The following is a 21,865-nucleotide window of genomic DNA, read 5'->3' on the forward strand; positions in this document are numbered from 1 at the left end:
GGCAGTGCGGTGAGTTGCCTCAGCGGCTGGCGCGACGCCGGAACAGCACTCCGCACGCGGCCACACCGACCACCAGGAACCCGGCGGCCCAGGCGAGCGCGGCCGGAGCCGACCCGCTGACCGGGCCGTCCACCAGCAGACCGCGGATCGTCTCGACCAGCGGCGTCATCGGCTGGTGGCGGGCGAAGCCCTGGAGGAAGACCGGCATCGTCTCCGGCGGCACGAACGTGCTGCTCACGTACGGCAGGAACAGCACCACGAAGGAGAACGCCCCGGCCGCCTCCGCGTTCGTCACCAGGAGGCCGAACGCCGCCGACAGGGCCGACACCCCGGACATGAACAGCACCAGCAGCCCGACCAGGGCCACCCAGTCCAGCACCGAGGCGGTGGGCCGGAAACCGAGGAGGAGCGACACCGCCACGACGATGGTCGTCGAGACGAGGTTGCGCGCCACGCTGGCCACGATGTGCCCGATCAGCACCGCCGAGCCGAGGACCGGCAGCGAACGGAGACGGGCGATCATCCCGGTCGTCATGTCCTGGTTGACCCCCACGCCGGTGGACGCCGAACCGAAGGCCGCGCAGATCAGGATGATCCCGGGCACCACGTAGGTCAGGTAGCGCGTGCCGGTCTCGATCGCGCCGCCGAAGACGTAGACGAACGCCAGCAGGATCAGCACCGGCAGCAGGATCGCCGTGATCAACGCATCGACGCTGCGAACCGACCGTCGCAGGCCGCGACCGACCAGGGCGCTCACGTCCACGATCACGCCGGGCAGCCGGGTCGTCTCGCTGGCGGTCATCGGGCCACCGCCACGGCCGGCTCGATCGACGCCTGCTCGGTCAGTGCGAGGAAAACCTCGTCGAGGGTGGGCCGGTGCAACGCGAGCCGGTCCACCTCGACGCCCCGGGCGTCGAGCAGACCGAGCAGGTCCCGCACCGCGGCCGCGCTGCCGTCGGTGGGCACGTGCACGGACAGCGTCGCCGCATCCTCCCGGGCGGGCACGGCGTACTCAGCCAGCAGCGCCGAGGCGCGGGCGAGCGCGCCGGCATCGGGCAGTACGAGCTGCGCGGTCTCGCCGCCGATCCGGGCCTTGAGCTGCTCGGCGGTCCCCTCGGCAGCGACCCGCCCATCGTTCAGAACGGTGATCTGGTCCGCCAGCCGGTCCGCCTCATCCAGGTACTGCGTGGTCAACAGGACCGTGACGCCGGCAGCGGCCAGGTCGGCGATCGAGCCCCAGACGTCGCGGCGGCTGCGCGGGTCCAGCCCGGTGGTCGGCTCGTCGAGGAACAGGACCCGAGGCTCGACGACGAGACTCAGGGCGATGTCCAACCGGCGGGCCATCCCGCCGGAGTAGGTCGACACCCGCCGCGCGCCGGCCGCCGTCAGGTCGAAGCGGTCGAGCAGCTCGTCGGCTCGGGCCCGCGCCGCCGCACGGGTCAGGTGGCGCAGCCGGCCCATCAGAACCAGGTTCTCCCGGCCGGTCAGCATCTCGTCCACGGCCGCGTACTGGCCGGTGAGACTGATCGAACGTCGTACCGCCGCCGGCGCGGTGACCACGTCGTGCCCGGCCACCACGGCGCGGCCGCCGTCCGGACGCAGCAGCGTCGACAGCACCTTGACCGCCGTCGTCTTGCCGGCGCCGTTCGGCCCCAGCAGTGCCGCGACGGTGCCGCGTTCGACCAGCAGGTCGACGCCGTCGAGGACGGCGACACCACCGAAGCGTTTCGTGAGGGATTCAAGCTCGACTGTGTATGGCATATACCGAGTGTATGACATACACCGGGTATAGGATCAACCCCTCATGGAACGCGCGATGTCGCCGCTCGAGGCGATCTGGACGGCCAGGCCCCCCGCCGAAGCACGGGAGGGCCTGTCGCTGACGCGCATCGTCGGCGCCGCGATCGAGGTCGCCGACACCGACGGCCTCGGCGCCGTGTCGATGAGCCGGGTCGCCAAGAGCCTCGGCTTCACCACGATGTCGCTCTACCGGCACGTCGCGAACAAGGAGGAGCTGATCCTGCACATGCAGGACGCCGCCGTCGGCCCCCCACCGGCCGACCTGGTGACGGGCCAGGACTGGCGGGCGGACCTCGGCCGCTGGTCATGGGCCGCGGTACGCAAGCTCCGCGACCACCCGTGGATCCTGCAGACGCTGTCGATGTTCGGCCCACCCGCGACCCCCAACCAGCTCAGCTGGTTCGAGTACGGGCTCCGCGCACTCGGCCCGACTCCGCTCGGCGAGAACGAGAAGGTGTCGGCGATCCTGCTCATCCAGGCCCACAGCTTCGCCGACCTGACGTTCCACACGGCCGGTTCGGCCACCGCGGTCGCCGACGGCGACCCCTACGAGACGCTCTTCACCCGGATCATCGACCCGAAACGGTTCCCCGCGCTGACCGCCGCCTTCAGCGGCGGCGGCTTCGCCTCGACCGACAACCCGGAGGCCGACCGGGACTGGCTGTACGAGTTCGGCCTGCAACGAATCCTCGACGGCGTCCAGGTCCTCGTCGAGCAGCGTCGCTCCGGGGAGAGCTGAACCGTCTGAAGCGCCTCGTCGCGCAGCGGATGCCGGTGCGGCGCGACCGACGCCGGCCGTGTGCCTACCCGGGCTCGACGACGACCAGCTCGCCCACCTGCTCGCCGATCGCGGCACGCGCCTCCGCCGACAGCCCACGGTCGGTGATCAGCACGTCGGCCGCCTCCAGGGGAGCGATCGTGGCGATGCCGATGGTCTCCCACTTGGTGTGGTCGGCGAGCACCACCAGCCGGCGGGCGGCGCCGATCAGGCACCGGTTGACCCCCGCCTCCAGCAGGTTCGGTGTGGTGAAGCCGGTCCGTGGGCTGAGCCCGTGCACCCCGAGGAAGAGCAGGTCGACGTTGAGCGCGCTGATCGCCGCCTCGGCCACCGGCCCGGTCAGCGCGTCCGACGGCGTACGGATGCCACCGGTCAACACGACCGTCTGGTCGGCACGCGGGTTCTGGTAGAGCGCGTCGGCCACCGGGATCGAGTTGGTCACCACGGTCAGCCCGCGTACGTCGGAGAGCAGCGTGGCCAGAGCGGCGGTGGTGGTGCCGGCGGAGAGTGCGATGGCCATCCCCGGCTCCACCATGGTCGCCGCCCGCTCGGCGATGGCCCGCTTCTCGGCCTGCTGGCGGATCGACTTCGCGGCGAAGCCGGGCTCCTCGGCCGAACCCGGCCCGGCCAGTGTCGCTCCACCGTGCACCTTGTCCACCAGGCCGCGTTCGGCCAGCACCTCCAGGTCGCGCCGGATCGTCATGTCGGACACGCCGAACCGGCTGACCAACTGGCTCACCCGCACGCCACCGCGCTGACGGATCAGATCGAGGATGGCGGTCTGCCGCTGCTGGGCGAGCACCTGGGTAACCTCCTTCGCGCCGTCATTGTCGCCGAATCAGGTCGCGTCGGCGGCCGGGTCCTCACGGACCACGACCACCTCACCGGCCGGCACCGTCAGCTCACCGGCACACCGCGCTCCGGTCAACAGCTCGGTGCCGCTCACCGCGAGCCGCACCTCGGCCTCGGTATGGTTGATGGCGAACAGCCAGCTCCGCTCGCCGTCGCGCCGCCGGACCACCTCCACGCCGGTCGGCGCCTCCGCCGCCGGGCGGACTCCGGCCTCGTCGAGCAGCCGGGTGACCAGCCGATCGGTGGCCGGCTCGTCCAGCCGGGTGCCGACGTACCAGGCGGCGCCGGCACCGATCGGATTCCGCGTCAGCGCCGGTACGCCCGGCAACGGCCCGTCGGCGTACGAGGCGAGCACCTCGGCGCCCTCGGAGTGCAGCCACTCGGTCCACACGTCGGCCGTGCCGCCGTCGTCCAACCGGACCTGCTCGCCCTCACGCAACGGGAAGAACTCCTCGGTCCGTACGCCGAGCAGCTCGCGGAACGCGCCCGGGTAGCCGCCCATCCGGATGTGGTCGTTCTCGTCCACGATGCCGCTGAAGTAGGTGATCGCGGCGGTGCCGCCGGACTCGACGAACCGGCGCAGCGCGTCGGCGTCGCCGTCGCGCACCAGGTAGAGGGTGGGCACCAGGACCAGCCGGTAGCCACTGAGATCGGCCGACGGGTGGACGATGTCGGCGGTCACACCGGCCTTGAACAGTGCGCCGTACAGGGCGGTCAGCCGGTCGACGTACCGGACGTCGACGCTGGGGTGCGAGTCCAGCTCGACGCCCCAGCAGGCCTCCCAGTCGAACAGGATGGCCACCTCGGCGTCCACCCGGCTGCCGCGTACCTCGGCCAGCGCCTTGAGGTCCGCGCCGAGCTGGCAGACCTCGCGGAACACCTTGGTGTCCGGCCCGGCGTGCGGCACCAGCGCGGAGTGGAACTTCTCGGCCCCGGCCCGGGAGGCCCGCCACTGGAAGAACAGGACCCCGTCGGCGCCGCGGGCGACGTGCGCCAGGCTGTTGCGGCGCAACTCCCCCGGCAGCTTCGCCACGTTGCGCGGCTGCCAGTTGACGGCGCTGGTGGAGTGCTCCATCAACAGCCACGGGTCGCCACCGGCGACGCCCCGGGTGTGGTCGGCCGAGAGCGCCAACCCGACGTGCGCCTGCGGGTCGGCGGCGGTCAGGTAGTGGTCGTTGGAGACCAGGTCCACGTCGCCGGCCCAGGAGTGGTAGTCCATGTACTTGATCCCGGTGCCGATCATGAAGTTGGTGGTCACCGGCTGGCGGACCAACGTCTTCAGCAACTCGCGTTCGGCGCGCAGTTGGGCCCGCTGCTCGTCGGAGGAGAAACGCAGGAAGTCCAGTTGCTGGGTGGGGTTGGCGAAGGTCGGGGCGGTGCGCGGCGGGTTGATCTCGGCCCAGTCGCCGTAGCGCTGGCTCCAGAAGGCGGTGCCCCACGCGTCGTTGAGCCGGTCCAGGTCGCCGTACCGCTCGCGCAGCCAGTCGCGGAAGGCCCCGGCGCTGACGTCGCAGTAGCAGTGCACGTTGTGGCAGCCCAGCTCGTTGGAGACGTGCCACATCACCACCGCCGGGTGCTCGGCGTACCGGTCGGCGACCGCCCGCACCAACTCCAGCGACCGCTGTCGGAACACCGGAGAGCTGGGGCAGTACGCCTGCCGTCCGCCCGGCCAGAGGATCGCACCGTCGGCCCGGCGGGGCAGCGTCTCCGGATGCGCGCGGGCCAGCCACGGCGGCGGGCTGGCGGTGGCGGTGGCGAGGTCGACCTGGATGCCGCCGTCGTGCAGCAGGTCCAGCACCCGGTCCAGCCAGCCGAACTCGAACCGGCCCGGGGTGGGTTCCAGCAGCGCCCAGGAGAAGATGCCGACGGAGACCAGGTTGACCCCGGCGCGGCGCATCAGGTCGACGTCCTCGGACCAGGTCTGCTCGGGCCACTGCTCCGGGTTGTAGTCGCCGCCGAAATAGATGCCGTCACCCTGCCATCGCCGCATGAGAGCTGAGGGTGCACCGGGCAACCCACGGAAGTCAACAGGTTCCAACATCGACTTCTTTTCCAACGTTTACCGCGTAACAGCCGTGTCACGGCTGGGTTCCTGGAGGCGAAGTGCCCTCTTGACAGCGTCCGGCGGACGGGTAGCTTGAGGCCCCAATGGCCGTTCGTGTTTGCCAATGTGGATTCTCGTGGGATCCCTCTGTGTAGTCACGGCGCCGCACCTGCCTTCACCACCCTGACGGCCCTTGGGCGTAGCACCTCTTCATTCGCAGGAGGCACAGATGTCCCGTCCCCGATCCCAAGCCGAATACCTGGCCCGGCTCGTACCGCCCTCCGTAGCCGGCATCAACCGACGTTCACTGCTGGCCGGCGCGGCCGGCACCGGCGCGCTGCTCGGCACCGGCCTACTGGCCGGTTGCGGCGACGACGCCGGCGGGTCCGACTCGAAGGACGTGTCACTCGGCTCGAACCAGTCCGACCCGAAACCGAAGGACGTCCTCGCCAAGGTCGCCGACGGGTTCAAGACATCGTCCGGCGTTCAGGTCGCGGTGAACACGGTCGACCACAACACGTTCCAGGAGAACATCAACAACTACCTGCAGGGCAAGCCGGACGACGTGTTCACCTGGTTCGCCGGCTACCGGATGCGTTTCTTCGCGCAGAAGGGCCTGGCCAGCGACATCAGCGACGTGTGGGGCAAGCTCTCCGGCTACTCCGACGCCTTCAAGAAGGCGTCCACGGGGGACGACGGCAAGCAGTACTTCGTCCCGGCGTCGTACTACCCGTGGGCGATGTTCTACCGCAAGTCGGTGTGGCAGCAGTACGGCTACCAGGTGCCCACAACCCTGGACCAGCTCACCGCGCTCGGCGCGCAGATGAAGAGGGACGGCCTCGTCCCCATCGCCTTCGCCGACAAGGACGGCTGGCCGGCGATGGGTACCTTCGACATCCTCAACCTGCGCATCAACGGCTACCAGTTCCACGTCGACCTGATGGCCGGCAAGGAGGCCTGGACCTCCGACAAGGTCAAGAAGGTCTTCGACACCTGGGCCGGCCTGCTCCCCCTGCACCAGCCGGACAGCCTCGGCCGCACCTGGCAGGAGGCCGCGCAGTCGTTGCAGCAGAAGAAGAGCGGCATGTACATGCTCGGCCTCTTCGTCGGTCAGCAGTTCAGCAACGAGGAGCAGAGCGACCTCGACTTTTTCACCTTCCCGGAGATCGACCCGGCCATCGGCGCCAAGGCCCTGGACGCCCCGATCGACGGCTACATGATGGCCCGCAAGCCCAAGAACGAGGACAACGCGCGCAAGCTGCTGGAGTACTTCGGTGGCAAGGAAGCCGGCGACATCACGGTCAAGAACGACCCGGCCACCCTGGTCGCCAACGGCAGCGCTGACGTCAGCGGCTACACCGCCCTGCAGAAGAAGGCGGCCGAGCTGGTCGGGTCGGCCACCGAGATCGCCCAGTTCCTCGACCGGGACACCCGGCCGGACTTCGCCTCCACGGTGATGATCCCGGCGATCCAGCAGTTCATCAAGAACCCCAAGGACATCGACGGCCTGACCTCGTCCATCGAGAACCAGAAAAAGTCGATCTTCACTGACTGACGGCGGAAGGGGGAGGACATCGTGTCCGACCTGCCCCTGATCCAAGCGGATCGCGCCGTGCCGCCGCCGGCCACGACCACCTCCACGGGTGGTCGTCGTCGGCGGCTACGGCTCCTGTCCCGCACCGACCGCGTGGTCATCACGCTGATGGTGCTCGTCCCGCTGCTGCTCGTCACCGGGTTCGTCTGGTTGCCCGCGGCGGCCACCGTGCTGCTCTCCGGCACCGACTGGGACGGCATCGGCCCCCTCAACGAGATCGACTTCGTCGGTGCCCGTAACTACAGCGACGTGGTGAACATCTACCCGCCGTTCGTGCCGGCGATCCAGCACAACCTGCTCTGGTTGGGGGCGCTGTTCGTCGTCGCCACCCCGTTCGGCATGTTCCTGGCCGTCCTGCTCGACAAGGAGCTGCGGGGCAGCCGGTTCTACCAGACCGCCCTCTACCTGCCGGTGGTGCTCTCGCTGGCGTTGATCGGCTTTGTCTGGCAGTTGCTCTACTCCCGCGACCAGGGTCTGATCAACGCGGTCTTCGGCAGCAACATCGACTGGTACGGCGACTCGAACGTCAACATCTGGGCGGTCATGGTCGCCTCCGGATGGCGGCACGTCGGCTACATCATGCTGCTGTACCTGGCCGGGCTGAAGGGCGTCGACCCGTCGCTGCGGGAGGCCGCAGCGGTCGACGGCGCCTCGGAGAGCCGGACGTTCTTCCGGGTGGTGTTCCCGGTGCTGCGGCCGATCAACGTCATCGTGCTGGTGGTGACGGTGATCGAGTCACTGCGCGCGTTCGACCTGGTCTGGGTGGTCAACAAGGGCCGCAACGGGTTGGAGCTGATCTCCGCGCTGGTCACCCAGAACGTGGTCGGTGAGGCGAGCCGGATCGGGTTCGGCTCGGCGCTGGCGACCATCATGCTGGTCGTCTCGCTCGTCTTCATCACCATCTACCTGGCGACCGTGATGAGGGAGAACCGGCAATGAGCACCGCGACCATCACCCGGCGTACCGAGGGCGGGCCCGACGCACCGCAGCGCCGCCGCAGGATGACCCCCCTGCGGATGTTGCTGCACGGTTTTCTCATCGCCGTCTCGCTGGCCTGGCTGTTCCCGATCGCCTGGGCGGTGCTGACGTCGCTGCGCTCCTACGAGTACACGGCCGCCAACGGCTACGTCTCGTTCGGCGGCTGGACCCTCGACAACTACGTCACCGCCTGGCAGACCGCCGAGTTCGGCAAGCACTTCCTCAACTCGGTGTACATCACCGTGCCGGCGGTGCTGCTGACGCTCTTCCTCGCCTCGTGCGTGGCGTTCGTGATCGCCCGGTTCAGTTGGAAACTCAACCTCGTCCTGCTCGGGGTGTTCACCGCGGCCAACCTGCTGCCCCAGCAGGCGCTGCTCATCCCCCTGTTCCGGCTCTTCACCGAGGTGCCGCTGCCGGAGTTCATGAGCGACTCGGAGCTGCTCTACGACAGCTACTGGGGGCTGATCCTGATCAACGTCGCCTTCCAGTGCGGGTTCTGCGTCTTCGTGCTCAGCAACTACATGAAGGCGCTGCCCCGCGACCTGTACGAGGCGGCGATGGTGGACGGGGCGAGCATCTGGCGGCAGTACTGGCAGGTCACCATGCCGCTGTGCCGACCCGCCCTGGCCGCGCTGGCGACGCTGGAGGTGACCTGGATCTACAACGAGTTCTTCTGGGCCACCGTCCTGATGCGCACCGGCGACAAGTTCCCGGTGACCAGCTCGCTGAACAACCTGCGCGGCGAGTTCTTCACCGACAACAACCTGGTCTCGGCGGGCAGTGTGCTCGTCGCGATCCCCACCCTGGTGATCTTCTTTATGCTCCAGCGGCACTTCGTTCGGGGCCTGACCTTGGGAGCCTCCAAAGGATGACGATCCTGCACCTGCGCCGCGCGCGGACCAGCCTGGTGCTCGACGCGCGCGGCCCGGGGCTGCCCCGGGTCGTGCACTGGGGCGGCGACGTCGGCGACCTCGACGACGACGCCCTGCGTCAGCTCGTCGACGCGACCGTGCCGCCGGTGGTGCCGAGCAGCTTCGACGAGCCCACCGTGCTCTCGCTGCTGCCGGAGCCGAGCACCGGTTGGAGCGGCCGGCCGGGCCTGGCCGGGCACCGCGACGGCACCGGCTGGTCCACCGCTTTCCGGCTGGACGGCCTCGACGTCGACCAACCCACCGCAGAGGGTTCGGCTCGCGTGACCGTACGGGCCAGCGACCCCGCCGCCGGCCTGTCCCTGACCATCGAGGTCGAGGTGGACCCGACCGGGTTGCTGCTGCTGCGCCACCGGCTGCGCAACGACGGCGACAGCCCGTACGAGCTGCGCGAGTTGACCCCGGTGCTGCCGGTGCCGGCGGTCGCCACCGAACTGCTGGACCTGACCGGCCGGTGGTGCCGGGAACGGTCCCCGCAGCGGCACTCGTGGCAGCAGGGCACCTGGGTTCGCGAGGGGCGGCACGGGCGCACCGGGCACGACGCCACCCTGCTGCTCGTCGCCGGCACCGCCGGGTTCGACTTCGGCCACGGCGAGGTGTGGGCGGTGCACACCGCGTGGAGCGGTGACCATGTCACCTTCGCCGAGCGCCGGCCCACCGGCGAGTCGACCCTCGGCGGCGGCGAGCTGCTGGCCCCTGGCGAGGTGCGACTCGGCCCCGGCGAGTGGTACGACACCCCCCTGCTCTACGCGGTCTGGTCCGACGCCGGCCTGGACGGGCTCAGCGACGTGCTCCACACGCACCTGCGCGCCCGGCCGAGGCACCCGCGCTCCGCCCGTCCGGTGACCCTCAACGTCTGGGAGGCGGTCTACTTCGACCACGACCTGGACCGGCTGCGGGCGCTCGCCGACCGGGCCGCGCAGATCGGCGTCGAGCGGTTCGTCCTCGACGACGGCTGGTTCCGCGGACGCCGCGACGACACCGCGGGGCTCGGCGACTGGTTCATCGACGACGGCGTCTGGCCCGACGGCCTGCAACCGCTGATCGACCACGTGACCGGCCGGGGCCTGGAGTTCGGCGTCTGGGTCGAGCCGGAGATGGTCAACCCCGACTCCGACCTGTTCCGCGCGCACGCCGACTGGCTGCTGGCCGTACCGGGGCGTCTGCCGCCGCTCTGGCGCAATCAGCAGGTGCTCGACCTGGGCCGCCCGGAGGCGTACGACTATCTGCTGGAACGGCTCGACGCGCTGCTCACCGAGCATCCCGGCATCAGCTACCTCAAGTGGGACCACAACCGGGACCTCACCGAGGCCGGGCACCACGGTCGACCCGGCGTGCACGGGCAGACGCTGGCGGTCTACCGGCTCCTCGACGAGCTGCGCAGCCGCCACCCGGGCGTGGAGATCGAGAGCTGCGCGTCCGGCGGCGCCCGGGTGGACCTGGCCATCCTGGCGCGTACCGACCGGGTGTGGGCCAGCGACTGCAACGACGCCCTGGAACGGCTCAGCATCCAACGCTGGACGGGGCTGCTGCTGCCACCGGAGCTGGTCGGCACGCACGTCGGTCCGGAACGCTCGCACACCACCAACCGGGTGCACGACCTCGGTTTCCGGGCGGCCACCGCGCTCTTCGGCCACCATGGCATCGAGTGGGACATCGCCTCGATCAGCGCCGCCGAGCAGACCGAACTGGCCGCCTGGGTGGCGCTGCACAAGCGGCTCCGTCCGCTGCTGCACACCGGCCGGGTGGTCCGGGTCGACCACCCGGACCCGGCCGTCTGGGCGCACGGCGTGGTCGACCACGACGGCACCCGGGCGGTGTACGCGGTGGCCCGCCTCGCCACCTCGGTGGCGCAGTCCCCCGGCGCGGTCCGGCTGCCCGGCCTGGACCCGGGCCGGCGTTACCTGGTCCGGCCGGTGTCGGACGTGCCCGCCCCGGCGACGATCGACCGGTCCGCGCCGGGCTGGCTGGCCGCCGGCGTCACGCTCACCGGGGCGGCGCTGGGTCGGGTCGGGGTGCAACTGCCCGCGCTGCACCCGGAGCAGAGCCTGGTCCTGGAGGTCACCGCCGCCGGCTGAGAAGATTCCCGAAGATTTTGGGGCCGGGGTGTCGAGAACGGTGCCGCCTGCTTCTACCTCAGGGTGAGAGCACCGAAGATGGTGCGCAGGCGTGAGGAGCGAGACCATGAAGTACATGCTGCTGATGCAGTTCAGCACCGCCGGAACCGACTTCCCGGGCATCGACACCTGGACCCCGCAGGAGGTCGAGGCGCACCTCGCGTTCATGGGCGAGGTCAACGCCAAGCTCACCGCCGCCGGGGAGTGGGTCGACGGGCAGGGCCTCGGTGGCCCGCAGCAGGCGCGGATCGTCCGCGCCGGTGAGGGCGGGACGCCGGTGGTCACCGAGGGGCCGTTCGCCGAGACGAAGGAGTTCCTGGCCGGCTTCTGGATCGTCGACTGCGACAGCCCGCAACGGGCGGTGGAGCTGGCCGCGTACATCTCCACCGCACCGGGCCCCGGTGGCCGGCCACTGAACATGCCGATCGAGGTGCACCCGGTGATGTCCGCCCCACCTGAGGAGCTGTGAGGCCTGACCCCCACCGATCCCCGCATCGAGGACCTGCTGCGCGAGCTGGCGCCGCAGGTCCTCGGCGTGCTCGCCCGCCGGTTCGGTGACTTCGCCACCGCCGAGGACGCGGTGCAGGAGGCGCTGCTGGCCGCCGCGACCCAGTGGCCGGTGGAGGGCCTGCCAGCGAACCCGCGCGGCTGGCTGATCCAGGTCGGCTACCGCCGGATGATCGAGCTGATCCGCGGCGAGCAGGCCCGGCGCCGCAGGGAGGACCTGGTCGCCCGCGAGGCCCCGGACGACCGCCAGCACGCGCCCCCGGCGGACGAGGAACTGACCAGCGAGCGGGACGACACGCTGGTTCTGCTCCTCCTCTGCTGCCACCCGGCGCTCACGACCGCGTCGGCCGTCGCGCTCACCCTGCGCGCGGTCGGCGGGCTGAGCACCGCCGAGATCGCGCGTGCGTTCCTGGTGCCCGAGGCGACCATGGCGCAGCGGATCAGCCGGGCCAAACAGCGCATCCGCTCGTCCGGCCTGCCGTTCCGGATGCCCGACGAGGCCGAGCGGGCCGACCGGCTTGCCGCCGTACGGCAGGTGCTCTACCTGATCTTCACCGAGGGGCACACCAGCACGGCCGGCCCGGACCTGCGCCGGGTCGACCTGGCGGCGGAGGCGATCCGGCTGACCCGGGCGCTGCACGCTCGGCTGCCCAACGACAGCGAATCGGCCGGGTTGCTGGCGTTGATGCTGCTCACCGAGGCCCGTAGCCCGTCCCGTACCGGACCCTCCGGCGAGCTGGTCTCACTGGCCGACCAGGACCGCACCCGCTGGGACGCGGCGGCGATCGCCGAGGGGGTCGCGCTGGTCACCCGGGCGCTGCCGCGCGGCCCGACCGGCCCGTACCAGGTGCAGGCCGCCATCGCCGCCCTGCACGACGAGGCGCCCAGCACCGAGAAGACCGACTGGCCGCAGATCCTGGCGCTCTACGAGGTGCTGGAACGGATGTCCGGCAGCCCGGTGGTGTCCCTCAACCGGGCCGTGGCGACCGCCATGGTGCACGGACCGGCGGCCGGACTGGCCGCCCTCGACGCGCTGACCGACGACCCGCAGCTGGCCGGACACCACCGGCTGGCCGCCGCCCGCGCCCACCTGCACGAGATGGCCGGCGACCGGGACCGGGCGATCGCCGACTACCGGGCCGCCGCCGGGCGCACGAGCAGCCTGCCCGAGCAGCGCTACCTCACCATGCGGGCGGCCCGGCTCGCCGCCGAAACCGGACGGGCCACTGCCTAGGCCGAGGCCACCACCGCCCGGACCCCCAACCGCCCAGACCCGCGACCGCCCAGACCCGCGACCGCCCGGACCCGCGACCGCCCGGAGCCAGGCGGACCCGCCGCTCGGACCGGGCCGGGACTCCACCGTCGGACCCAGACCCGATCGGTGCCGCGACATCGCCGCCTGGCCGCGGGCAGAGACTGCCGGCGCATCAGGCTCCCGGCGAGGGGACCGCGTGGATGGGAGTCTCGGCCTCGGGGCCGGAGTAGCTACCTGCACCGCCTTTGGAGCTGATGTCGTAAACGACTCACCCGCAACCCCGCAACCCGCAACCCGCAACCGCCATCCGCCACCGGCCCACCCGAGTCCCGCCAGCCGCCGCCCTACCCGCCGCAGCTACCTGCTCGTCGGCTTGCAGCAGGTGGACGCCCTTGGCCTGAATCGTTTGTGACATCAGCTCCAAAGCGTTGGACGACATGCACCCGGACGCACGGACGTCACGTCGCACCGGGCGCGAGGGCTCGCGTCGTGGATCACCAAGCCGAGCAGCGGCGGCGCTAGCCTGACCAGCGACGAGTTCCCGCCGAGCAACCAGGACTGAGGACCGCATGGCGTACGTGCTGCTGGGGATCGCCATCGCCGCCGAGGTGCTGGCGACCAGCCTCCTCAAGACCACCACCGGGTTCAGCAGGCTCTGGCCGACGGTGGCGTGCCTCGGCGGTTACCTGGTGGCGTTCATCCTGCTGGCGCAGGCGGTCAAGGAGATCCCGGTGGGGGTCGCGTACGCCCTCTGGTCGGGCCTGGGCACCGCCACCATCGTGGCGATCGGGGCGGTGTTCCTCGACGAGCCGGTCGGGTTGGCCAAGCTCGCCGGCATCGCGCTGATCATCGCGGGGGTGGTCATCGTGAACCTGGCCGGGGAGCACTGACCAGGGTCGCGGTGGCCGGGCCCGGCTCGGGCCCGGCCACCTGCCCGTCGGTCAGCTCGCGGTGCAGCTCACCTCGGGCCTGGCGTTGCTGCCGGTCCAGCCGCCGATGAAGCCGAAGCTGGTGCTGGCGCCGGCGGCCAACCTGCCGTTGTAGTCCACGTTGCGCGCGGTCACGGTGGCTCCGCTGCTGGTCAGCGTCGCGTTCCAGGCCTGGCTGACGCTCTGGCCGTTGGCGAAGGTCCACCGGGCGCTCCAGCCGGTGATCGCCGTCGCGCCGGCGGTCACCTTCACCTCACCCTGGAATCCGCCCTGCCACTGGTTGGTGACGGTGTACGTGGCGGTGCAACCACCAGCCGGCGGTGGAGTCGTCGGTGGGGGTGTGGTCGGCGGCGGGGTGCCGCCGAAGACCGTTGCCTCCCGGGCGGTCTGCCGGATCCCGTTGGCGCCGTTGAAGATCCGCTGGCCCCAACTGGTCAGGCTGGCCGGGTCGAAGGCGGTGGCCATGTCGAGATACTCCACGCCACCGCCGTTGCCGCTCCACGACCAGCCCAGCCAGCCGATCCCGTTGGCCTGGCTGTAGGCGAGGATGGTGTCCTCGTCCGGGTCACCGTCGGAGTGGTTGAAACCGAACTCGCCGACCACGATGGGCAGCCCCGCGGCGCGGAAGCGACCCAGGTAGTCGCTGATCTCCGCGGCGGTGTCGAAGACGCCGTACATGTGGATGGAGAAGACGGTGTTGCGGGCCGGGTCGGCGGCGAAGACCGAGGCGGCGTTGTCGCGCATGGTGAACGACCAGTCCTGACCCCAGTTCGGCGCATCCACCATGATCGTGTGGGTCAGGCCGCCGGCACGCAGTCGACTGATCGCGGTGGCGTTGTCGGTGGCCCAGGAGGCGTAGTTCTGGTTGCCGTACGGCTCGTTGCCGATGTTGACGATGACGTACCTCTCCTGGCCGGCGAGGACGTCGGCGAGGCTTAGCCAGTAGTCGACGGCCCGGGCGAGGGTGATCGCGCCGCTCTGCTCGCCGTAGCCGGTGGTGTCGTGCACCTCCAGCACGCAGATCAGCCGGTTGGCCTTGCACGTCGAGATGACGTTGGCGACGTCGGCGTTGGTGTTGCGGGTCCACCGGTCGCCGCTGGAGAGCACCACCCGGACGGTGTTCGCGCCGAGCGCCTTGACGTTGGCGAACGAGCTGGTCTCCTGGGGGTACCAGGTGTGCGCGTGGTTGACCCCGCGCATGATGAATTCGGTGCCGTTGGCGTCGTACAGCTTGCCGCCCGCGACGGAGAAGCCGGCCGCGGCGTGTGCCGGCTGGCCGAACGCCAGCACGGCGACGACCAGCGCGAGCAGGGCCGCGCCGGCGGCGGAGAGTCGAGTCTTCATGGCCTTCCTCAGGGAGGACCCCCGGTGCCCGACAGGGGTGGGACGTGACAGGGGAAGGCGGCTGCAGCCCGACAGCCACCGCCCGGATCCCGGCGGCGCAGGCATCAGCGTAGGACGATGGATCGACCGGCGCAACCGGTTCAGTGGCCGGGCCCGGGCCGGAGACAGCCGTGACGGCCCACGCGGACGCGGGCCGTCACGGGGCGGTCATCCCCACCACAGGATGTGCGCCAACACCGGAGTCTTAACCGGTTAAGAGCGACCGTAGGCAGGCCGCCGTCATCCGTCAAGCGTCGCCCGTCCGAACCGGACGGGAGGGTTGACCGCTGCCGACCTGGGTATCCCGGGACGAACCGTGCGGTGGGAAGGGGTTACCAGGATGGTCGGCGTCGGCTACACCCTGATGTGTGAGCAGTCCGGTCCGAAGCAGCTTATCGACCACGCCGTACGGGCGGAGGCGGCCGGCTTCGACCAACTGGTGATCTCCGATCACTACTACCCCTGGCTGGACGCCCAGGGGCACTCCCCGTACGCCTGGTCGGTGCTCGGCGCGGTCGCCCACGCCACCTCCCGCGCGGAGCTGATGTCCTTCGTGACCTGCCCGATCCGCCGCTACCACCCGGCCGTCGTGGCGCAGAAGGCCAGCACGATCGGCGCTCTCTCGGACGGCCGGTTCACCCTCGGTCTGGGCGCCGGGGAGAACCTCAACGAGCACGTGGTCGGCGGCTGGCCGCACGTGCAGCAGCGGCACGAGATGTTCGAGGAGGCGTTGCAGATCATCCGACCGCTGCTCAACGGCGAGTCGCTGACCTTCTCCGGCAACCACTTCGACGTACCCGACGCCTACGTCTGGGACCGCCCCGAGCGGCCGGTGCCGATGGCCATCGCCGCCTCCGGCCGGCAGTCGGCCACCCTGGCGGCCGAGTACGGCAACGGCATCGTGGCCACCGAGCCGGACCGGCACATCATCGAGATGTACGACGACGCCGGTGGCGCCGGCCAGCCCCGCTACGGGCAGGTCGCCATCTGCTACGGCCCGGACGAGGCGGAGTGCCGCAAGATCGTGCACGACCAGTTCCGCTGGTTCGGGCTGGGCTGGAAGGTCAACGCCGAGCTGCCCGGCCCGGACTCCTTCGCCGCCGCCACCCAGTTCGTCCGCGAGGAGGACGTCGCGGAGGGCATCTCCTGCGGCCCGGACGTGGACGCGCACGTCGAGGCGTTCCGGAAGTTCGTCGACGCCGGCTTCACCCACGTGGCGGTCGTCCAGGTCGGCGGGGAGAGCCAGCCGATGTTCCTGGACTGGGCGCAGGAGCAGCTGCTGCCGCGGCTGCGTGAGCTGTGAAGCTCAGCCCGGCCGGGCGATTCAGCCTCGCGGAGCTGCGGCTGGCGCTGGCCGCGCCCAGACCGGCCGCCGGGTTGGTCAGCGAGTGGCGACTGGTCGACGGGCTACGGACACACACCCGGCGCAGCGCCGACCCGGAGACCGGGGCTCCGCCGGTCGTGCTGGTGCACGGCCTGGCCGTCTCGCACCGGTACCTCACCCCGCTGGCCGTCGCGCTCGCCTCCACCCACCCGGTGTACGTGCCGGACCTGCCCGGCTTCGGGCTGACCGAGCGGCCCCGGGGCGCGTACGACGTGCGCCGGCACGCCGACCACCTGGCCGCCTGGCTGGCCGCGTACCGGCTACCGCCGGTCTGCCTGCTCGGGCACTCGTTCGGCGCCGAGGTGGCCGCCGCGCTCGCCGCGGCGCGCCCGGACGCGGTCCGCGCGCTGGTGCTGGCCGGGCCGACCAGCGACCCGACCGCCCGGTCCCGACGCGGCCAGTTCGGCCGGTGGCTGGTCGACACCCTGCGGGAGGCGCCCTGGCAGGCGCCGATCCTGCTCCGGGACATCTGGGACGCCCGGCCGTGGCGGGTCCTCGCGACGCTGTCGCACTCGGTCCACAACCCGATCGAGGCCGACCTGGTGCGGATAGCCGCGCCGACCGTGGTGATCACCGGTGGCCGTGATCCGGTGGTGCCGGCCACCTGGCGGGACCTGGCGGCCCGACTGGTCCCCGACGGTCGCCCGGTGGCCGTGCCCGGCGCCGCCCACAACGTGGCCACCACCGCCCCGACGGCGGTCGCTGACGCGGTCCGCCATCTTCTCTCCCCGACTCTGACGAACAGGTGAACCCATGCGCTTCGGCAACACGGAGATCCGGCCGCTCGGTGGCGGCCTCGGCTGCCTCCTGATGATCCTCTTCTCGATCGTCGCCTCGGTGGTGCTCACCGTCCTGCTCAACGTGGTGCTCTGACCGGCGGGGGCACAGCGCCGGGATCACCCGGTCAGCCGGCGGTCAGGTCCACATCGGCCAGGACGGGATAGTGGTCCGACGCCGTGTCGGCCACCCCGCCCCGGATCACCCGGCAGTCCCGGACCCGCTCGGCCAGCGCCGGGGTGCCGAACAGGTAGTCCAGCCGCATCCCGGCGAACTCGGCCCCGCCGAACCGGGTGGGCACGGTGAGGCCGTCGGCCTCCGGTGCTCCGGCGGCGACCGACGGCCAGAGGTCGACCAGGCCGGCGGCCAGCAGCCGGGCGACGACGCGGGTGTCCACGCTGCCGCCGCCCCGCCGCAGATGGCGACGCCGGTAGAGGGCGGGCATCCCGGCCAGGCGCGCCGTGTGGTCGACGGTGGGGTCGAGCGAGTTGAGGTCACCGGTGACCAGCGTCAGCGGCCCCTGTGCCCGTCGCACTGCGGCCACCAGCCAGTCCACCTCCACCCGTCGCCGTCCCCCCGAGTACGGGTAGAGGTGGGTGCCGAGCACGGTCAGCGGGCCGGCCGAGGTGCCCACCACGACGCGGGCGGCGGCGTGGTGGAACGGCCGGCGCAGCGCCCCCGCGGCGACGACCCGCAGCGGTGGCCGGACCAGCACCGCCACCGGCTGCCCGAAGCAGGACCGGGCCAGATGGGGTGTCATCCCCACCCGGGTGGCCACCTGGGCCATGAGTCCGCCGCGCTCGAAGCCCCGCAACTCCTGTAGGGCCAGCACGTCCGGCGCCTGCGCGGTGATCACCTCGATCACCCGGTCCAGCCGGCCCGGGTCGTTCCGGTCCCGACCACCCGTCCGGATGTTCCAGGTCATCACCCGCAGCACGGCGGCGCTCAGTCCGCCCGGCCGGCCCGGGCCAGCTCGTCGTCGAGGGTGCCCACGTCCTCCGACTCGATGCTCGGCCGGTTGCCCTCCCGCACATCGGCGTTCGGGCGGATGACCAGGTAGAGCAGCCCGATCCAGAGCGCGGAGAGCAGGATCGCGCCCATGAAGTCGGTCGGGTGGTGCATCCCCCGGTACATCCGCGAGGTGGCCACCCCGACCGGCATGATCACCGCGAGGGCCACGAAGATCCAGCGCCACCAGCGGTCGGTACGCGGCAGCACGACGACGGCGATCGCCAGCCAGATGCAGATGGTCGCCGCGATGTGCCCGGACGGGAAGGACGAGGTGGGCATCTGCCCGTCCAGGTTCTCCACCGCCGGGCGCGGGCGGTCGACCGCCCGGGCGGAGGCGAGGAAGAGGGTCAGCTCGCCGACCATCGCCAGCGCCACGAACAGCACCGGCCGCCAACGCCGCCACACCGCGAGCACCAGCGGACAGAACACCAGCGAGATCAGCAGGATCGCGTGGGTGTCGCCGAACTTGCTCCACCACCAGCTCACCTCGGTCAGCACCCCGGTGTGCCGGTCGGCGAACCAGCGCGGCACCTCCGTGTCGAGGGTGTGGAAGAAGGTGCCCTTGGCGTGGTAGCTGACGTACATGCCGAAGGCGTACAGCGCCCCGAACACCAGCACCCAGCCGACCAGCAGCTCGGCCACCGCCGAGCGGGGGTGGGCCAGCACGTGCTCTTCGGCGGGGGCGGGGGCGATGTCGTGCCCGGCCTCCGGCTCCAGCCCTTCGGTCAACGGGACCACCGGGCGGCCCCGCTCACGACGCCACAGCCGGAACGCGTACGCGGTGACGCCCAGCCAGGCGGCGCCGAGCAGCCAGCCGGCCAGGACGTCGGAGATGAAGTGCACGCCCAGCGCGATCCGGGTCAGCCCGATCAGGGCCACCAGCACGCCGACCGCGACGATCGCCGGCTTACGCCAGCGCGGCGCCATCGCCGGCAGGAACACCAGCAGCAGCGCCCCGTACGCGACGAACGAGCCGAGCGCGTGCCCGCTCGGGAAGCTGTTCCCGGGAGCGCTGGCGACCGGCACGTCCACCACCGGACGGAGCCGGCCGACCAGCTCCTTCAGGGACGGGTCGAGGATCAGACCACCGACCCCGGTGACGATCAGGTAGACGGCCAGCCGCGGCTGCCGCCGGATGAGCAGCCCCACCACGGCGATGGTGACCAGCCAGATGAGGATGGGCCGCCCGCCCAGGTCGGTCACCGCCTGGAGCACGGTGACCAGCGCGTGGTGCGGGGCGACGAGCCCGTTGAACCACTCGGCGACCGCGTGGTCGGCGTCCTGCAACGGGCTCCACCGCACCCGGACCAGCAACAACAGCAGCCCGAAGGCCACTCCGGCGCCGGTGACGGCGACCAGACCGGCGACGCTCCGCTCGGCGAAGTGACCGATCGGACGCCTCGCCACCTCTTTGACCGCGGTCACCCCGCACCTCCCTTGTCTGTCTGGCGAGGCGCTTTACCCGATCGGCGCCTCCCGTACACGCGGACGCCCGGCGGGGGCGGCTACAGGGCCGTCATGTCTCCGGTGTCGAAGAGCTCGGCGCGGTCGGCCTCGGGCTCCCACAGATCCGGCTGGGCGGGCTCCTGCACCCCGATGCGCAGTGCCTCCAACTGGGCGGCGAAGGCCAGCCCGCCGAAGAGCGCCATGCCGGTGAGGTTGGCCCACAGCAGCAGCGCCATCATCCCGGTCAGCGCGCCGTACGTCTGGCCGAAGCCGTCGCTGAACCGCACGTACGCGGCGAGCAGCAGGCTGGCCAGCCACCAGAGCGCCGTGGCGATGCCGGCGCCGAAGAAGAGCCAGGAGAGGCCGGGTTGTTTGCGGCGCGGCGCGCGCCGGAACAGCACCGCCACGGCGAGCACGGTCAGCCCGAGGCTCAGCGGAAAGCGGATCACGTTCCAGATGCCGTCGGCGACCTCGCCCCACTCGTAGTGCTCCCGCACCGAGTCACCCACCGCCCCGCCGGCGACGAGGATGAGGAAGCCGGCGAGCGCGGGCAGGCCGGCGCTGACGGCCAGCACGGCGGCGCGGAGGTACTTCCACAGTGCCGGGCGGTCCCGCTCCACGCCGTAGATGCGGTTGGCACCCCGTTCGATCTGGGCCATCGTGGTGGTCAGCGCGACCAGCCCGGTGAGCAGACCGAGGGTGAGCGCCAGCTCGCCGGCGTCCTCGACGCGCTCGCCCTCGCCGAGCAGCTCGGCGACCATCTGCTCGCTCTGGCCGGGGGTGAGCGCCAGGACGGTGTCGGCCACCACGCGGCCGCCCTCCTCGACGCCCAGCTCGCTGATGAGGCCGGTGAGGGCGATCATGAACGGCACCACGGCGAGGCAGAGCTGCAACGCGAAGGCACGGGAGTGGCTGAACCCGTCGCCGTAGCGGAAACGGATGAAGGCGTCCCGCAGCAGGTGCCAGCCGCCCTGACGGCGCAGTGTGTGCCAGGCGTCGTCGGCGGACAGCTCCTCGTCGGCCATCAGCCGGGTCTCCGGCACGATCCGGGTGCTACTCACTGCGCGCTTCCTTGATCAGCTCCTCGCCCCGCTCCCCGGCGCCCTGCGCGTCGACGGCCAGGTCGGGGGCGTCCTCGGGCTGCGGCACACAGAGCCAGAGCGCCTGGGGTCGGACGTCGGCCCGTAGCTGCCGGGCCGGGGAGATGAGGTCGCCGTCCAGCTCCCGGGGCTGGGCCCGGTTGCTGGTGACCACCACGCGCCGACCGCGGAACACCTCCATCCGCGGCACCTGCCCGCTGCGGCGGATCACCGCCCAGCCGAGGGCGAGCCAGTGCCGCAGGTTGCGCGGGGTGAGCACCGCGACGTCGAGCCAGCCGTCGTCCGGCTCGGCCTCGGTGAGCAGGCGCACCCCGCCCTGGAGTCGGCCCACGTTGGCGATCAGCACCGAGCGGGCTCGACGGCGTACCGGCGGGCGGTCGTCGATGCGGATCTGTACCCGCATCGGCCGGTCCCGCAGGTGCCGGGCGGCGCCCATGACGTACGCGGGCCAGCCGATCCGGGCCTTGGTGGTCTCCGAGGTGGCGGCCAGCATCTGGGCGTCGAAGCCCATGCCGGCCATCACGGTGAAGTACCGGTCCTCGACGGCGCCGACGTCGAGCAGCCGCCGGCCCCGCTCGACGGCGACCTGCAGCCCGGCGGCCAGGTCGGTGGAGAGCCCCAGGTTGGCGGCGAGCAGGTTGCCGGTGCCCTGGGGCAGCACGGCCAACGCCACGTCGGTGCCGACCAGGCCGCTGACGCAGGACATCACGGTGCCGTCGCCGCCGCAGGCGAAGACCAGGTCGACGCCGGCCTTGACGGCCTGCTCGGTCTGGCCCCGGCCGGGGTCGTCGACGGTGGTCTCGAACCACTGGGGCTCGGGCCAGCCGGCGGCGGCGAGGGCGTCGTTGACGGTGCGGCGCAGCTCGTCGAGATCGTCGACCTTCACCGGGTTGACCACCACGGCGGAACGCAGCCCGCCGTCGCCGCCCGAGGGCCGCCTTTCCTGTGCAGCATCCACGGCGTCAGTGTGCAGCACCGGGA

The 21,865-nt window shown here is 71.5% G+C and carries 18 protein-coding genes and 1 pseudogene; 10 read left to right on the forward strand and 9 right to left on the reverse strand.

All coding sequences use genetic code 11. From position 1 onward, the window contains the following. Nucleotides 1-19: 19 nt before the first annotated feature. Nucleotides 20-802 (reverse strand): ABC transporter permease, encoded by a 783-nt coding sequence (locus tag M8C17_RS11515; RefSeq protein ID WP_252416429.1) that lies wholly within the window; start codon nt 800-802, stop codon nt 20-22. Continuing rightward, nucleotides 799-1,761, reverse strand: coding sequence for an ATP-binding cassette domain-containing protein (locus M8C17_RS11520; RefSeq protein WP_252416430.1), 963 nt, complete (start codon nt 1,759-1,761; stop codon nt 799-801). The genes M8C17_RS11515 and M8C17_RS11520 overlap by 4 nt, the downstream gene beginning before the upstream one ends. Before the next feature lie 43 nt (nt 1,762-1,804). Between M8C17_RS11520 and M8C17_RS11525 the strand changes: the two genes are divergently transcribed. Beyond that, nucleotides 1,805-2,539 carry a TetR/AcrR family transcriptional regulator gene (locus M8C17_RS11525; protein WP_252416431.1) on the forward strand — a complete coding sequence of 245 codons (735 nt, stop codon included), beginning with the start codon at nt 1,805-1,807 and terminating at the stop codon, nt 2,537-2,539. A 64-nt stretch (nt 2,540-2,603) separates the two neighbouring features. Here the strand turns inward: M8C17_RS11525 and M8C17_RS11530 are convergent, their stop codons facing one another. Both M8C17_RS11530 and M8C17_RS11535 read right to left on the reverse strand, forming a co-directional pair. Next, on the reverse strand, nt 2,604-3,380 hold the full coding sequence (locus tag M8C17_RS11530) for a DeoR/GlpR family DNA-binding transcription regulator (protein ID WP_252416432.1): 777 nt from the start codon (nt 3,378-3,380) through the stop codon (nt 2,604-2,606). A 36-nt stretch (nt 3,381-3,416) separates the two neighbouring features. Beyond that, on the reverse strand, nt 3,417-5,420 hold the full coding sequence (locus M8C17_RS11535) for a beta-galactosidase (protein WP_252416433.1): 2,004 nt from the start codon (nt 5,418-5,420) through the stop codon (nt 3,417-3,419). Between the two features lie 283 nt (nt 5,421-5,703). Here M8C17_RS11535 and M8C17_RS11540 point away from each other — a divergent pair, with 283 nt between their 5' ends. The 7 genes and pseudogenes from M8C17_RS11540 to M8C17_RS11570 form a co-directional block, all read left to right on the forward strand. Continuing rightward, nucleotides 5,704-7,029: an ABC transporter substrate-binding protein gene (locus M8C17_RS11540; protein ID WP_252416434.1), complete on the forward strand. Its 1,326-nt coding sequence runs from the start codon at nt 5,704-5,706 to the stop codon at nt 7,027-7,029. Between the two features lie 21 nt (nt 7,030-7,050). Continuing rightward, nucleotides 7,051-8,007, forward strand: coding sequence for a carbohydrate ABC transporter permease (locus M8C17_RS11545; RefSeq protein ID WP_252416435.1), 957 nt, complete (start codon nt 7,051-7,053; stop codon nt 8,005-8,007). Further along, nucleotides 8,004-8,918, forward strand: a complete 915-nt coding sequence (locus M8C17_RS11550) for a carbohydrate ABC transporter permease (RefSeq protein ID WP_252416436.1) — start codon at nt 8,004-8,006, stop codon at nt 8,916-8,918. Before M8C17_RS11545 ends, M8C17_RS11550 begins: the two co-directional genes overlap by 4 nt. Continuing rightward, nucleotides 8,915-11,053 (forward strand): alpha-galactosidase, encoded by a 2,139-nt coding sequence (locus M8C17_RS11555; RefSeq protein ID WP_252416437.1) that lies wholly within the window; start codon nt 8,915-8,917, stop codon nt 11,051-11,053. Before M8C17_RS11550 ends, M8C17_RS11555 begins: the two co-directional genes overlap by 4 nt. 106 nt (nt 11,054-11,159) lie before the next feature. After that, complete coding sequence (locus M8C17_RS11560) at nt 11,160-11,561, forward strand: YciI family protein (RefSeq protein ID WP_252416438.1); 402 nt, start codon at nt 11,160-11,162, stop codon at nt 11,559-11,561. A 66-nt stretch (nt 11,562-11,627) separates the two neighbouring features. Next, nucleotides 11,628-12,833, forward strand: a complete 1,206-nt coding sequence (locus tag M8C17_RS11565) for a DUF6596 domain-containing protein (RefSeq protein WP_252416439.1) — start codon at nt 11,628-11,630, stop codon at nt 12,831-12,833. A gap of 572 nt (nt 12,834-13,405) precedes the next feature. Beyond that, nucleotides 13,406-13,744 (forward strand): annotated as a pseudogene (locus M8C17_RS11570) (multidrug efflux SMR transporter); the annotation flags it as partial. 51 nt (nt 13,745-13,795) lie between these two features. Here M8C17_RS11570 and M8C17_RS11575 read toward each other — a convergent pair. Then, on the reverse strand, nt 13,796-15,127 hold the full coding sequence (locus M8C17_RS11575; RefSeq protein ID WP_252416441.1) for a cellulase family glycosylhydrolase: 1,332 nt from the start codon (nt 15,125-15,127) through the stop codon (nt 13,796-13,798). A 379-nt stretch (nt 15,128-15,506) separates the two neighbouring features. On the opposite strand from M8C17_RS11575, the gene M8C17_RS11580 reads away from it, so the two are divergent. Continuing rightward, nucleotides 15,507-16,469, forward strand: a complete 963-nt coding sequence (locus M8C17_RS11580; RefSeq protein WP_252416442.1) for a TIGR03557 family F420-dependent LLM class oxidoreductase — start codon at nt 15,507-15,509, stop codon at nt 16,467-16,469. Then, the gene (locus M8C17_RS11585) at nt 16,466-17,299 is read left to right on the forward strand and encodes an alpha/beta fold hydrolase (RefSeq protein ID WP_252416443.1); all 834 of its coding nucleotides are present in this window, start codon (nt 16,466-16,468) and stop codon (nt 17,297-17,299) included. Before M8C17_RS11580 ends, M8C17_RS11585 begins: the two co-directional genes overlap by 4 nt. 155 nt (nt 17,300-17,454) lie before the next feature. On the opposite strand, the gene M8C17_RS11590 is transcribed toward M8C17_RS11585, so the two are convergent. The 4 genes from M8C17_RS11590 to M8C17_RS11605 all read right to left on the reverse strand — a co-directional run bounded on the left by M8C17_RS11590 (nt 17,455) and on the right by M8C17_RS11605 (nt 21,842). Continuing rightward, complete coding sequence (locus M8C17_RS11590; RefSeq protein ID WP_252416444.1) at nt 17,455-18,264, reverse strand: endonuclease/exonuclease/phosphatase family protein; 810 nt, start codon at nt 18,262-18,264, stop codon at nt 17,455-17,457. Nucleotides 18,265-18,272: 8 nt separating this feature from the next. Continuing rightward, entirely contained in the window at nt 18,273-19,763 is a 1,491-nt protein-coding gene (locus M8C17_RS11595) for a phosphatase PAP2 family protein (RefSeq protein ID WP_252416445.1), read from the reverse strand. Nucleotides 19,764-19,843: 80 nt separating this feature from the next. Beyond that, the gene (locus M8C17_RS11600; RefSeq protein WP_252416446.1) at nt 19,844-20,845 is read right to left on the reverse strand and encodes a YihY/virulence factor BrkB family protein; all 1,002 of its coding nucleotides are present in this window, start codon (nt 20,843-20,845) and stop codon (nt 19,844-19,846) included. Next, nucleotides 20,838-21,842: a diacylglycerol kinase family protein gene (locus M8C17_RS11605; protein WP_252416447.1), complete on the reverse strand. Its 1,005-nt coding sequence runs from the start codon at nt 21,840-21,842 to the stop codon at nt 20,838-20,840. The genes M8C17_RS11600 and M8C17_RS11605 overlap by 8 nt, the downstream gene beginning before the upstream one ends. Nucleotides 21,843-21,865 lie beyond the last annotated feature (23 nt).

Origin of the sequence: Micromonospora sp. RHAY321, assembly GCF_023896955.1 — a bacterium.
Lineage (GTDB): Bacteria > Actinomycetota > Actinomycetes > Mycobacteriales > Micromonosporaceae > Micromonospora.

Excerpts from the sequence above, each read along its gene's own strand:
- M8C17_RS11525 (WP_252416431.1), top strand. The coding sequence starts at position 1,805 with ATGGAACGCGCGATGTCGCCGCTCGAGGCGATCTGGACGGCCAGGCCC.
- M8C17_RS11550 (WP_252416436.1), top strand. The coding sequence starts at position 8,004 with ATGAGCACCGCGACCATCACCCGGCGTACCGAGGGCGGGCCCGACGCA.
- M8C17_RS11540 (WP_252416434.1), top strand. The coding sequence starts at position 5,704 with ATGTCCCGTCCCCGATCCCAAGCCGAATACCTGGCCCGGCTCGTACCG.
- M8C17_RS11580 (WP_252416442.1), top strand. The coding sequence starts at position 15,507 with ATGGTCGGCGTCGGCTACACCCTGATGTGTGAGCAGTCCGGTCCGAAG.
- M8C17_RS11560 (WP_252416438.1), top strand. The coding sequence starts at position 11,160 with ATGAAGTACATGCTGCTGATGCAGTTCAGCACCGCCGGAACCGACTTC.
- M8C17_RS11535 (WP_252416433.1), bottom strand. The coding sequence starts at position 5,420 with ATGCGGCGATGGCAGGGTGACGGCATCTATTTCGGCGGCGACTACAAC.
- M8C17_RS11515 (WP_252416429.1), bottom strand. The coding sequence starts at position 802 with ATGACCGCCAGCGAGACGACCCGGCTGCCCGGCGTGATCGTGGACGTG.
- M8C17_RS11555 (WP_252416437.1), top strand. The coding sequence starts at position 8,915 with ATGACGATCCTGCACCTGCGCCGCGCGCGGACCAGCCTGGTGCTCGAC.
- M8C17_RS11575 (WP_252416441.1), bottom strand. The coding sequence starts at position 15,127 with ATGAAGACTCGACTCTCCGCCGCCGGCGCGGCCCTGCTCGCGCTGGTC.
- M8C17_RS11520 (WP_252416430.1), bottom strand. The coding sequence starts at position 1,761 with ATGCCATACACAGTCGAGCTTGAATCCCTCACGAAACGCTTCGGTGGT.